The 12,072-nt window shown below is 64.1% G+C and carries 11 protein-coding genes; 5 read left to right on the top strand and 6 right to left on the bottom strand.

Annotated features, from left to right (window positions below):
• Together WEB61_RS13275 and WEB61_RS13270 are read left to right on the top strand one after the other, a co-directional pair.
• On the top strand, positions 1–365 hold a 365-nt coding region (locus WEB61_RS13275), incomplete at its 5' end, for an inorganic phosphate transporter (protein ID WP_368064816.1).
• Positions 366–720: 355 nt separating this feature from the next.
• Positions 721–2,334 (top strand): phosphoenolpyruvate carboxykinase, encoded by a 1,614-nt coding sequence (locus WEB61_RS13270; protein WP_368064815.1) that lies wholly within the window; start codon positions 721–723, stop codon positions 2,332–2,334.
• Between the two features lie 66 nt (positions 2,335–2,400).
• Here WEB61_RS13270 and WEB61_RS13265 read toward each other — a convergent pair whose 3' ends face one another.
• Entirely contained in the window at positions 2,401–3,123 is a 723-nt protein-coding gene (locus WEB61_RS13265) for a helix-turn-helix transcriptional regulator (protein WP_368064814.1), read from the bottom strand.
• A 116-nt stretch (positions 3,124–3,239) separates the two neighbouring features.
• On the opposite strand from WEB61_RS13265, the gene WEB61_RS13260 reads away from it, so the two are divergent.
• Positions 3,240–3,980 (top strand): glutathione S-transferase family protein, encoded by a 741-nt coding sequence (locus tag WEB61_RS13260; RefSeq protein WP_368064813.1) that lies wholly within the window; start codon positions 3,240–3,242, stop codon positions 3,978–3,980.
• Between the two features lie 63 nt (positions 3,981–4,043).
• Here the strand turns inward: WEB61_RS13260 and WEB61_RS13255 are convergent, their stop codons facing one another.
• The 3 genes from WEB61_RS13255 to polA form a co-directional block, all read right to left on the bottom strand.
• Positions 4,044–4,331, bottom strand: coding sequence for a hypothetical protein (locus WEB61_RS13255; protein WP_368064812.1), 288 nt, complete (start codon positions 4,329–4,331; stop codon positions 4,044–4,046).
• Between the two features lie 94 nt (positions 4,332–4,425).
• Positions 4,426–5,469, bottom strand: a complete 1,044-nt coding sequence (locus WEB61_RS13250) for a hypothetical protein (protein ID WP_368064811.1) — start codon at positions 5,467–5,469, stop codon at positions 4,426–4,428.
• 13 nt (positions 5,470–5,482) lie between these two features.
• Positions 5,483–8,365, bottom strand: a complete 2,883-nt coding sequence (gene polA, locus WEB61_RS13245; RefSeq protein WP_368064817.1) for a DNA polymerase I — start codon at positions 8,363–8,365, stop codon at positions 5,483–5,485.
• 171 nt (positions 8,366–8,536) lie between these two features.
• Here polA and WEB61_RS13240 point away from each other — a divergent pair, with 171 nt between their 5' ends.
• A complete protein-coding gene (locus WEB61_RS13240) occupies positions 8,537–9,541 on the top strand; it encodes an ABC transporter ATP-binding protein (protein ID WP_368064810.1) in 1,005 nt (334 codons plus the stop codon).
• A gap of 5 nt (positions 9,542–9,546) precedes the next feature.
• Here WEB61_RS13240 and WEB61_RS13235 read toward each other — a convergent pair whose 3' ends face one another.
• Together WEB61_RS13235 and WEB61_RS13230 are read right to left on the bottom strand one after the other, a co-directional pair.
• Positions 9,547–10,056, bottom strand: a complete 510-nt coding sequence (locus WEB61_RS13235) for a PAS domain-containing protein (protein WP_368064809.1) — start codon at positions 10,054–10,056, stop codon at positions 9,547–9,549.
• Positions 10,057–10,169: 113 nt separating this feature from the next.
• Positions 10,170–10,775 (bottom strand): TetR/AcrR family transcriptional regulator, encoded by a 606-nt coding sequence (locus WEB61_RS13230; protein ID WP_368064808.1) that lies wholly within the window; start codon positions 10,773–10,775, stop codon positions 10,170–10,172.
• A gap of 92 nt (positions 10,776–10,867) precedes the next feature.
• Here WEB61_RS13230 and WEB61_RS13225 point away from each other — a divergent pair, with 92 nt between their 5' ends.
• Positions 10,868–11,944, top strand: a complete 1,077-nt coding sequence (locus tag WEB61_RS13225; RefSeq protein ID WP_368064807.1) for a hypothetical protein — start codon at positions 10,868–10,870, stop codon at positions 11,942–11,944.
• The last annotated feature ends 128 nt before the right edge of the window (positions 11,945–12,072 follow it).

Raw genomic sequence — 12,072 nt, 5'->3', positions numbered from 1 at the left:
GCATCGCACTTGCCGCGCATGCGTTCGCGCTGGAGACCAGCATCGTCGCCATCGCGCTCGCCATGGCGTTGGGCGGCCTTCTTCATTCGCGCCGGATCGCGCGCACGATGTCCGAGCGCATTCTGCCGTTCAACGAGGCGGAGGGCACGCTCGCCAATCTGGTAACAAGCGGCATGGTGATCTCCGCCTCCGCATTCGGCTTGCCGGTTTCGACGACCCATGTGTCTGTCGGCAGTCTTTTCGGCCTCGGCGCCGCGAAGGGCGAGATGCGTTGGACCGTCGCCGGCGGCATCGCCATATCGTGGCTGTTGACGCTGCCCGCCGCCCTCGCCGCTGCCGCGCTGGTCTATCTGCTCATTGGCTGAGGGGCCGACCCGGCTGCGAAACAAGGCAAACACCACGGCCCGATCTGCCCTTTTTCACAGCATTTCTGCCTCTTTCCAGAGCAAAAGGACGCTTCGCCGCACCCCTTGCAAGCCAGTTGCAAAGCGGTTGCGCCCGGCAGGGGCCGCCAGTATGTTGGCGCCGAATTTCCGACCGCCTGGACAGCGACCGGGGCATCTGGCCCGGGGTTTGCTATATTCCCAGCGGACGGGAAGTGGGCCGCCCTTGCCGGCGCAACGATAATCGTCCGGCGGATCATCTTCCGGAACCGGGCGACGGGGAAGCGAACAAGCCAGACGGCCCGCTCGGGCCTCTCGGTATCACGAGGAGAGAATTGTGAAACAGACCGGGCCCTATATCAGCCGTTTTGGCGCCGACAAAAGCGGCTTCAAAAATCTCGCCGCCGCGCACTGGAACTACCGCCCCGCCGCGCTCTACGAAGAAGCGATAAAACGGGACGAGGGCCATGTTGCCGCCAACGGGCCCTTCGTCGTCAAGACCGGTGTCCACACCGGACGCTCCGCCAAGGACAAATTCATTGTCCGCGACACCTCCACCGAAAAGACCGTCTGGTGGGACAACAACAAGTCGATGACACCGGAAGCCTTCGACCTCCTCCATACCGACATGCTGAAACACGCCGAGGGCAAGGAACTCTTCATTCAGGATCTTTTTGGCGGCGCCGACGAAACCCACCGCCTCGCCACCCGCGTCTATACCGAATTCGCCTGGCACTCGCTCTTCATCCAGAATTTGCTGATCGAACCGAAGCCGGAAGAACTCGACGACTTCATTCCCCAGTTCACCATCATCGACCTGCCGAGCTTCGAAGCCGACCCGGAGAAGTACGGCATCAGGACCGGCACCGTGATCGCCTGCAATTTCGACAAGCGCATCGTGCTGATCGGCGGCACTTCCTATGCGGGCGAAATCAAGAAGTCGGTCTTCTCGATGCTCAATTATGAGTTACCGCCGAAACGCGTAATGCCGATGCATTGCTCGGCCAATGTCGGCCCCGAAGGCGACACGGCGATCTTCTTCGGCCTTTCGGGCACCGGCAAGACGACGCTCTCGGCTGTCGCCACGCGCACGCTGATCGGCGATGACGAGCATGGCTGGTCGGAAAACGGCGTCTTCAACTTCGAGGGCGGATGCTATGCGAAGATGATCAAGCTGTCGGCCGAAGCCGAACCCGAGATTTATGCCGTCACCAAGCGTTTCGGCACCGTGCTCGAAAACGTGGTGATGGACGACAACAGCCGCGAGCTCGACCTCGACAGCGCGGCGCTCGCCGAAAACAGCCGCGGCGCCTATCCGCTCTCGTTCATCCCGAATGCGAGCGCCACGGGCCGCGCGCCGCACCCGAAAAACATCATCATGCTGACGGCGGACGCCTTCAGCGTGCTGCCGCCGGTGGCGCGCCTGACGCCGAGCCAGGCCATGTACCATTTCCTGTCGGGCTATACGGCGAAGGTCGCCGGCACCGAGAAAGGCGTGACGGAACCGGAGGCAACCTTCTCGACCTGCTTCGGCGCCCCCTTCATGTCGCGCCACCCGACCGCATACGGCAATCTGCTGCGCGACCTCATCGCCGAGCACAAAGTGTCGTGCTGGCTCGTCAACACCGGCTGGACGGGCGGTGTCTACGGCACGGGCTCGCGCATGCCCATCAAGGCGACGCGGGCGTTGCTTGCCGCCGCGCTCGACGGCTCACTCAACAATGTCGCGTTCCGCACCGATCCGAATTTCGGGTTTGAAGTGCCGGTCAGCGTGCCGGGTGTCGACGACAAGATTCTCAACCCGCGCGAGACCTGGGCCGACAAGGCCGCTTACGACGCGCAGGCGCAGAAACTCGTGAAAATGTTCATCGACAATTTCGCCAAGTTCGAGGCACAGGTCGATCCGGACGTTCGTGCCGCCGCGCCGGGCGCGGCCCGCGCCGCTGAATAAGCGAGGGCCTTATACGAGACATGAAAGCCCGGACAGAAATGTCCGGGCTTTTTTATTCGGCAACCGTCAGTCAGCGTTGGGCTGCGGCAAGCCGCTATAGGCACTCTCGCTCGGGCGGGCGATGAAGTCTTCCATCGTCTTGCCTTTCTCGTCCTTGAACATCTCTTCCGTGATCTTCATCGTCCCGATCCGCTCGATGCGGAAGGTGCGGAAATCGTCGCGCTTCTCGCACCAGGCGGCGAGCATCCAGAAGGGACCGAAAAAGGCGAGGCCGAGCGGCCGCACGATGCGACGCGAGCGCTCGCCCGACAAGGCCTCATAGTCGATGGAGAGCTTGCGCCGCTCCCGGATCGCGCGGCGAACGGGAGAGAGATGCCGACTGTAGCCGTCCTTCTGGTTCGTGCGGCCGGGCGCGACGGTAACGCGCGTCGTCTCGGCGATCCGCTCAAGCCTTTCCGGCAGTACTGCCCTGATCTTCGCGACGGCGGCATCGGCGGCTTGCGTGAAAGCCGCATCGCCCCAGGCGCGCACCATGCGCGCGCCGAAGACAAGGGCCTCGATCTCGTCTTCCGTGAACATGAGGGGCGGCAGCTCGTATCCCGAGCGCAGGACGTAGCCCAGGCCCGCCTCGCCTTCGATCGGTACGCGGCTTGCCTGCAGGTCGGCGACATCCCGGTAGATGGTGCGGACGGAGACTTCGAGTTTCTCCGCAAGCTCCTGTGCCGTCACGACGCGCTTGTTGCGGCGCAGAAATTCGATGATGTCGAAAAGACGGTCGGCGCGGCGCATCGGAACCTCTCATTCGTGCCTGGGCATGCACGGAAACTGGCATATCACTGCTGACGGCATGCTGTCAGTAGCGTGTCAGTATTATGGAATCCGTTCAACCAACGGAGACCTCCGCCATGATCCGCCTTCACATTTTTCCGGCGACCCTGAAGGGCACTCCCAATCCCAGCCCATTCTGCGTCAAACTCGAAACGGCGCTGCGGCTTGCCGGCGTGCCGCACCGGGTCTGGTACGAGACAAACCCTGCCAATGCCCCGAAGGGAAAACTCCCCTTCATTGAGATCGAGGGCGAGCGCATCGGCGACTCGGCGCTCATTCTCCGCCACCTGAATGACAAGCTCGGCGTCGATCTCGACAGGGACCTGAACGACCTCGAAAAAGCGCAATCGCATATGCTGCAGCAAATGGTGGATGAGCGGCTTTACTGGGTTCTCGTCCATAGCCGTTGGATCGACGATGGCAACTGGCCCGTGGTGAAGCGCGTCTTTTTCGGCGGTCTGCCCTTCCCTCTCTCCCGGATCGTGCCGCGAATGGCGCGAAAGCAGACACGCGCCGCGCTCCGCACACAGGGCACGGGCCGCCACACGAGCGATGAAATCTATGCGCTCGGCGCCCGCGATCTTGCCGCGCTTTCGGCCTTTCTCGGCGACAAGCCGTTCTTCTTCGGCGACAAGCCGACGCTGACGGATGCGACCGTCTTCGGTACCGTCGTCAACATCATCGGGCCCGACCTGCCAAGCCCGCTGAAAGACGCGGCGCTCGCACACAAGAATCTTGTCCGGCACACGGAGCGCATGGGCGAGCTCTATGCCGCCAAACGGCAGAGGCAACCGATCATGCTGACGATGGCAGCCTAGAGACAAGGAAAAGCCCGGACCGCAAGGTCCGGGCTTTGCCGCTGAGCGGCGAAGAGCGATGGGTTATTCCCCCTCTTTCGGGTGCGTATCGTGTCCATCACCCGCTTGCGTACCTGTCCATGAGGGCGGGTCAGAGGCGGGGAAGCTTTCGTCGAGTGTTTCGTCGATCATGTCTTCGCCTGCGGCCTTCTTTTTCTCCCGGTTTTCCTTTTCGTCCGCTTTCCGCACAGCCCGCTTTGCATCGGCTGCGGGCGAGGCTGCGCCGCTCGTCCATGCGGGCGGGTCGGAGGCCGGGAAACTCTCCTTGTCGGCCTCCTCGACCTTCTTCCTGTCGTCATTCGACGTCGGCATCTGCGATCCTCCGGTTGCTGCCCCGAAACGATGCCCCCACCGTTTTTTCACCATGCAAGAGATATAAGGCGAAAATCCGACCCGGCGAACGCTTTCAGGAAATCAAGGTTTCGAGCGCGATGTTGACGACGCCCGCGCCAGCCCACGAGCCGAGCGGGATCGCCGCGTAGAGCGTCAGGCGGCCGGCCGTCTGCAGATCGAGAGGCCATTCGCGCGTGCGCTCCAGCCGGGCCTCGAGGAGAATGAGCGCAGCGAGCATACGCGCTGCCTCGCGCTCCGCTTCGCCGCCCTCGCGCAAGGCCTTGTCATGGCGGCGGATTTCTCCGCGCAGCCAGACAAGGTCTCGATATTTAGCCTGCCGGATGACACGATGGGCGCGCAGCATGGGGCGCAAGAAGACGAAGAAGGCAGCGGCAAGCGTCAAGATCAGGGCGGGAACGGTAATGCCATCCGCGTCCTGCCCGACCAGCAACAGCGCGACGATACCCGCGACGGCGAACCAGGGCAGCGCGCCACGCAAAGCCACGCGTCCGAATGCGTCGAGCTGAGAGATGTCCGACAGATCCGGCTCCAGCCCCTTCAATGCTTCCGAGAAAAGCCCGGTGTCGCCGTGCAGGAAGTAAATGCGCCGCAAAAGCTGCATGACGAGCAGCGACACAGCGAAGAACATCCAGACATCGACCGGTGTTTCGAAGCCGGCCCAGCCATTCTGCAAGACGCCAAGCACGGCAATCGCGTGGAGAACGCCGCCTGCAAAAAAACCTGCAATCCCGGCGATCCGCGAGCGAACGAGTTCGCGCTGCGTGACGCCGAGCGTGTAGCGCTCGACTTTCTGCGGCGTGATGTGGGGAGCGATGCCGACGAGCAGGCGCGCATCGCGCAAGTTGCCCACTACAGTGTAACGGCCGATACCGAGGATCGCGAACCAGAGAAGCGAAAGCGCGAGCGCCGCCCAGGCCTCGCTGGAAAGCGAAACTTCGTCGATGCGGGATACAACAACGTCCACGCCGGAGAGTAAGGCGGTGAGGAGAAAGCTCGCGAAGAAGAGGGCCGAGACGGCGGCACCGATGAGGAACGGGCTCACCGGCAGCGCGTCTGAAAGCTCATTCTCCCAGCTCTTTCTGCGCTCTTCGGCCATATCCGTTTCGGTTCTAATGTGCCTCGTCCCAGTTTTTTGCCGCGCGCGCATCGACATCGAGCGGCACGGAAAGCGCGATGGCGGGCGCGGCAGCGGCCGACATCACCTTCGCGACTTCCTTGCAGGTCTTTTCGGCTTCCTTTTCGGGCGCTTCGAAAATCAGTTCGTCATGGACCTGCAGCAGCATGCGGGCCGAGAGCTTTGCCTTTGCGAGAGCATCCGGCATGCGGATCATGGCGCGGCGGATGATGTCGGCGGCGGAACCCTGAATGGGTGCGTTGATCGCCGCGCGTTCCATGAAACTCTTTTCGGCCGGATTTTTCGAATTGATCGCAGGCAGGTGAATGCGGCGGCCGAAGACGGTTTCGACATAACCGTTCTTGTGGGCGAAATCCTTGGTGTCGTCCATATAGGCGCGGATGCCGGGGAAGCGCTCGAAATAGCGTGCGATGTAGTCGCCCGCTTCCTGGCGCGAAATGCCAAGCTGATTGGCGAGGCCGAAAGCCGAAATACCGTAGATGATGCCGAAATTGATCGCCTTGGCGCGGCGGCGGATACCGGGGTCCATGTCCTTCAGCGGTACCGAAAACATTTCGGACGCCGTCATCGCGTGAATGTCTAGTCCTTCGGCGAAGGCCTTTTTCAGCGCCTCGATATCGGCGATATGCGCCAGCAGGCGAAGTTCGATCTGGCTGTAGTCGGCCGAGATCAGCAGGTTGCCCTTTTCGGCGACGAAGGCCGTCCTGATCTTGCGGCCGTCCTCGGTGCGGACCGGAATGTTCTGCAGGTTCGGATCGGTCGAGGCGAGGCGGCCGGTCGAGGTCGCGGCCAGCGAATAGGAGGTATGGATGCGGCCAGTATCCTTGTCGATGAATTCCGGCAATGCGTCGGTATAAGTGCTTTTCAGCTTGGCGAGACCGCGCCAGTCGAGCACGGCGCGCGGCAGCTCGTGGCCTTGCGCGGCCAGTGCCTCCAGCATGTCGGCATCGGTCGACCAGGCGCCGGTCTTGGTCTTCCGGCCGCCGTCGATGCCCTGCTTGTCGAAGAGGATTTCGCCGAGTTGCTTGGGCGAGCCGATGTTGAAGCGCTCGCCGGCCAGCACATAGATTTCATCTTCGAAGCGCGCCATCTTCTGCGCGAAGTCGGCCGAAAGCCGCGCCAGCACCGCCTTGTCGACCTTGACGCCGGCGCGCTCCATTTCGACGATAACCGGCACGAGCGGTCGCTCCAGTGTTTCATAAACCGACATGCGGTGCTCAGCGACGAGACGCGGCTTCAATATGTGCCAGAGGCGCAAGGTCACATCGGCGTCCTCCGCCGCATAAGCGACGGCCTTGTCGACCGGGACGCGATCGAAAGTGATCTGCGTCTTGCCCTTGCCGGCGACTTCGGAGAACGGGATCGGTTTGTGGCCGAGATGAAGCTCGGAAAGCTCGTCCATGCCGTGCCCATGGACGCCGGCGTCGAGCGCATAGGACATCAGCATCGTGTCGTCGAGCGGTGCCAGCGCAATGCCGTGCTGGCGAAAGACCAGCATGTCGAATTTGAGGTTCTGGCCGATCTTCAGGATGGACGAGTCTTCGAGCAATGGCTTCAGCGCCTTCAAAGCGTCTTTCAGCGGAATCTGGGTTTGCGCGGCAGCATCGGCGAAATCGAGACCGTCGCCAGCGCCATGCTGCAGCGGCACGTAACACGCCTCGCCGGGAACGAGCGCCATCGAAACGCCGACAAGACGGGCCTGCATCGGGTTCAGCGAATCCGTTTCAGTGTCGACGGCGACATATCCTTGCGCGCGCGCCCGCGCGACCCAGTTTTCGAGATCGGCGAGCGCCGTCACCGCAACATAGGTCGCTGCCGCGAAATCGGCATCGATACCCTTCGGCGTTGCGCCGGGAACGCCACCCTTCGCGCCGCGCGACGCGACCTGCTTGTCCTTCGTGGGGCCGGCGCTTGCCGGCGCCGCTTCGTCCGCCTGCGGCGGATGCGCGCCCGTCGCCGGGATCGCATCGACATCGATGTTGAAACGTTCGCCGACACGGCGCGTCAATGTGTTGAATTCCATATCCTTGCAGAAGCCGATCAGGGTTTCGGGATCGGGATCGCGCACGCCCATCGTGTCGAGATCGACGTCGATGGGGACGTTGTTGTCGAGTTCGACGAGCCGTCGCGAAACACGCGCCTGCTCGGCAAACTCGATGAGATTCTCGCGGCGCTTCTGCTGCTTGATTTCCGTGGCGCGGGAAAGCAGCGTTTCGAGGTCGCCATATTCCCCGATCAGTTGCGCGGCCGTCTTGATGCCGATGCCCGGTACGCCCGGCACATTGTCGGTCGAGTCCCCTGCCAGCGCCTGCACATCGACGACCTTTTCCGGTGGCACGCCGAATTTCTCGATCACCTGTTCACGCGCGATCGTCTTCAACTTCATCGTGTCGAGCATGTCGACACGGTCGTTGACGAGCTGCATCAGATCCTTGTCGGACGAGACGATGGTAACGCGGGCGCCGGCCTCATGCGCGAGGCGCGCATAGGTCGCGATCAGGTCATCGGCCTCGTAGCCAAGCATTTCGATCGAGGGTACGCCGAAGGCGCGCGTCGCGTCGCGCACGAGCGCGAATTGCGGCTTCAGGTCTTCGGGCGGTTCGAGGCGGTTTGCCTTGTAGGCGGGGTAGATGTCGTTGCGGAAGGTCTTGGAGGAGGCATCGAAGATGACGGCGAGATGGGTCGGCTCGAACTCGTCCCTGGTGTCCTCGATCAGCTTGTAGAGCATGTTGCAAAAGCCGGCGACGGCGCCCACCGGCAGACCGTCCGACTTTCGCGTCAATGGCGGCAGCGCATGATAGGCGCGGAAAATATAGCCCGAGCCATCGACCAGAAAGAGGTGATCGCCCTTTTTCAGCGGCCTGCCCGCCATGTCCGGTTTCTTTTGCGTCTTGCCGCTTGCCACGCGCCTCGCCTTCCCTATCTATGAGGCCTATGCTTGCCCTCCGCCTCGCGGCGGGACGCCACTATAACGCGTTCGCCGCCCTGCAACAGAACCCGCATCGAAGACCGAAAACGAGCCCGCTTCATGGCCCATACGCTTGCCGACGACAATCAGACCGTCGAGACCCGCATCCCCGCCGAACCTGCGCCCCGCACCGCGGCGCGCTATGCTATCGAGGCGCGAACGTTGCGGAAGGTCTACAAGGCCAGCGGCAACCAGCCGGCCAAGGAGGCGCTGAAGGGCATCGATCTTGCGATCCCGCGCGGGTCGATCTTTGCGCTGCTGGGACCGAACGGCGCCGGCAAGTCGACCTTCATCAACATCCTGGCGGGTCTTGTCATCAAGACCTCGGGCGCGGCTTCCGTCTGGGGTTTCGACATCGACGTCAATCCGCGCCAGGCGCGCGCCTCAATCGGCGTCGTGCCGCAGGAACTCAATATCGATCCGTTTTTCACGCCGGCCGAAGTGCTGGAAATGCAGGCCGGGCTTTACGGCGTGCCGAAGAGCGAGCGGCGCACCATGGAAATCCTGACCGCCATGGGGCTCGACGACAAGGCCGACGCCTATGCGCGGACGCTGTCGGGCGGGATGCGGCGGCGCCTGCTGGTCGCCAAGGCCATGGTCCACAATCCGCCGGTCCTGATCCTCGACGAGCCGACGGCCGGCGTCGATATCGAACTCCGCCGCCAGCTCTGGGACTATGTGAAAGGCCTGCACGCGCGGGGCACGACAATCGTGCTGACCACCCATTACCTCGAAGAGGCCGAGGCGCTTTGCGACACCATCGCGATCATCGACAAGGGCGATGTCGTCTGCTGCGAGCCGAAGGAACAGTTGCTGGCCCGGATCAGCGACAAGCGTCTGATCGTGCGGCCGGCGTCGCCGGTTGCGGCACTACCCGCAGCGCTTCAAGGCATGAAGGCCGAACTCAGACCCGACGGGACGCTCGCCATTCAGTACAATCCGGCCGAAAGCGGCGTCATGGCGATCCTCGGGCAGATCGGTGCGGCGGGCATCGAGATCGGCGACATCTCGACCGAGGAGTCCGACCTCGAAGACGTTTTCCTGCAGCTCACATCGCCGCATTAGCGCCTTCAAGCGGAAGCGCGCTTGACGAGTTCGCCCATCACCATGTCGACGCGGGTCCCGGCGCTGAGCGGCAGCAGGACGGCCTCGATTTCCGTCGCCGGGCCCAGTTTCGCAAAGACCGCCGCACCGTAGAGCCGGAGCGGACGGCGCAACTGGCAGACGACGCCGAGCACCTTGGCGATGGCGGCAGCCGGCTTTTCCGATATGTCGCTTTCAAGCGTGCGGCCGGTGAAATCGCGGGCGAAAAGCTCGTTCAAGGCCGTCCCCATCAGCCGGACGCGAAAATGCGCCAGTGACAGCGCCGGCGGCTCGGCGTCGACCAGAAAGACCGACGGCAGGTGGCTGACGATGTCGGCCGGGCTGACATCGGCGCGGGCCGGGCACGGCCTGCCGGCGCGCTTTCCATCCCAATAGGCCAGCATTTCGCGAAGACGGGCGTCCTGAAAAGACAGGAGCGGGTCGATGAAAACATCGAAGGGCGCGAGCCGCAGGGCCTCGGGCGCTTGGATCGACATGGGAACGCGGAACTCTTTTCAGGCGCATCGCGCGGAAACCCGGCGCGGGCGGAAATACTCGGTTCCTTCCTATAGGCGGATTCGAGTGACGCGCCAAGGCGCGGCGTTCGCCCTCAGGACGCGGTCGCGAGCCGCAGAATGGCGCGGGTCGCCTCGCGGGCGCTGAAATCGGCCTCGCCTTTCGCGCCCATATGCGGCCGCGTCATCGCCATGCCCTCGATAAAGGCGATGCTCTGGCGGGCGCGACGGTCGCGCTCCCGGGGCGCAAGCGCCGGGTTGAGCGCCTTGACCATGTCGACAAAGCCGTCGAGATAGACCGCGTAGTAGCGGCGAAGCGCGGCGGCAATCGCCTCGTTGCGGGCGGCGAAACTCGCGACTTCCAACATGAAGATGCCGCAGTCGCGCCGGTAGGCCTCGTCGTTCAGCAGGAAGTCCAGCGCGCGGTGGAGACGTTGTTCGCCGTTGCCGGGCCCCGCGAAGCGCGCGCGAATTTCGTCGCTGTAGCGGCGCACGAAACGGTCGAGCAGCTCGGCCAGCATGTCGGCGGGCGCCGGAAAGTAGTACTGCACGTGGCTGAGGCGGAGGCCCGCCCGCGCGGCGACGCCGCGCGCGGAAAAGCGCGCATAGCCCTCTTCGAGGAGCAGGGCGGAGGCCGCCTCGAGGATCTGCTCGCGGCGGGTGGCGCCTTTTCCGGTGGCGGCGGGGGAGCCTTGCATCATGGCGGCGAGACTAGCGCGCGCGCCCGGACTTGACAAAATTGGTCATATGACCAATATCTCGCCGATCGAAACCGAAGCGCGAGGAGACGGCGATGGCGAAACGCATTTTGCTGGCAGGCGGCTATGGCGTGGTGGGGGCGCAGGCGGCGCGGCTCCTGCGCAAGCACCACCCGGATGTCGAAATCCTGATCGGCGGGCGGCGCGCGGCGGAAGCCGAAAAACTCGCCAGGGAGATCGGCAACGCGCGCGGGCTCGCGCTCGACACGGCGCAGGCCGAACCGCTGGCGGCGATCGCCGACATCGACGCCGTCGGCGTCTTCGTGCACGAGACCGACGACAGCGTGCTGCGCGACGCGCTCAAACGCGGCATCGCCTATATGGACATGACGCGCGGCTGGGAGGCGACGGCACGCGGGCTGGCGACCGCCGCCCTCTTCGACGTTCGCGCGCCGGCGCTTTTCAGCTCGCACTGGATGGCCGGCGGCCCGGCGATCGTCGCCCATGCGCTGACGCGCGGGCTCGACAGCGTGGTGCGCATCGACATCTCGATCCTCTATTATACCGGCGACAGGATGGGCCCGGATTCGGCAAGCGCAGGCGAAGGTATGTCGCAAGAATTCGTTGCGCGCTTGGGCGGCGATTGGCGCCGCGTCGGCCCGTTGAGCGACGAGCGGCAGGTGCGCTTTCCCTCCGGCGCGACGCGGAACGTCTACCGGATGAACATGGGCGATGTGGTGACACCGGCGCTGGCTTCGGGCGCGGCGGAAGTCGGTGTCCGGCTCGGCCTCGACAAGGGAAATTCGCTCGCCACGATGCGGCGGCTGATCCGGCTCGGGATATGGGGCCTACTGATGAAACTGCCGGGCGCGAGCGCGATCGCCGCGACGAAACCCGGCAAGGGCGCGCCGCACGAGATCGTCATCGAGGTCGAGGGCACGAAGGACGGGCGCAGCGAGAAGCGGCGGGCGACGATCGCCGACGCGCAAGGCCAGGCGCACCTCACCGCCGTTGGCGCGCTTTACGCCATCGAGCGCGTGGCGGGGCTCGGGCAGGCGCGGCTCCGGCCCGGCGCGGCGCTGCCGGAGACGGATTTTTCGGAAGCGGCGTTCGCGCGGCTCGAGGCGCTTTACGCGGCCGAAGGCATCGAAATGGCGCTGGAAGGGCTTTGAAATCCGCCGATTGTCAGGCGCCGCACTTTGTTCTACCTTGCGCCCGCGCCGCGTCGGGGGCCTCCCGGCGGCGCCGGCACCCGTAGCTCAGCTGGATAGAGCGCTGCCCTCCGAAGGCAGAGGTCACA

Origin of the sequence: Parvibaculum sp. (assembly GCF_040882025.1) — a bacterium.
Classification (GTDB): domain Bacteria; phylum Pseudomonadota; class Alphaproteobacteria; order Parvibaculales; family Parvibaculaceae; genus Parvibaculum.
Note: the sequence above shows the minus strand (reverse complement) of the source record. Positions and strands in the feature narration are given on the sequence as shown.

What these genes read in the sequence shown, in the direction of transcription:
- WEB61_RS13265 (WP_368064814.1), bottom strand. Translation starts at nt 3,123, where the DNA reads ATGCGCCGCGCCGACCGTCTTTTCGACATCATCGAATTTCTGCGCCGC.
- WEB61_RS13260 (WP_368064813.1), top strand. Translation starts at nt 3,240, where the DNA reads ATGATCCGCCTTCACATTTTTCCGGCGACCCTGAAGGGCACTCCCAAT.
- WEB61_RS13255 (WP_368064812.1), bottom strand. Translation starts at nt 4,331, where the DNA reads ATGCCGACGTCGAATGACGACAGGAAGAAGGTCGAGGAGGCCGACAAG.
- WEB61_RS13250 (WP_368064811.1), bottom strand. Translation starts at nt 5,469, where the DNA reads ATGGCCGAAGAGCGCAGAAAGAGCTGGGAGAATGAGCTTTCAGACGCG.
- WEB61_RS13240 (WP_368064810.1), top strand. Translation starts at nt 8,537, where the DNA reads ATGGCCCATACGCTTGCCGACGACAATCAGACCGTCGAGACCCGCATC.
- WEB61_RS13235 (WP_368064809.1), bottom strand. Translation starts at nt 10,056, where the DNA reads ATGTCGATCCAAGCGCCCGAGGCCCTGCGGCTCGCGCCCTTCGATGTT.
- WEB61_RS13230 (WP_368064808.1), bottom strand. Translation starts at nt 10,775, where the DNA reads ATGATGCAAGGCTCCCCCGCCGCCACCGGAAAAGGCGCCACCCGCCGC.
- WEB61_RS13225 (WP_368064807.1), top strand. Translation starts at nt 10,868, where the DNA reads ATGGCGAAACGCATTTTGCTGGCAGGCGGCTATGGCGTGGTGGGGGCG.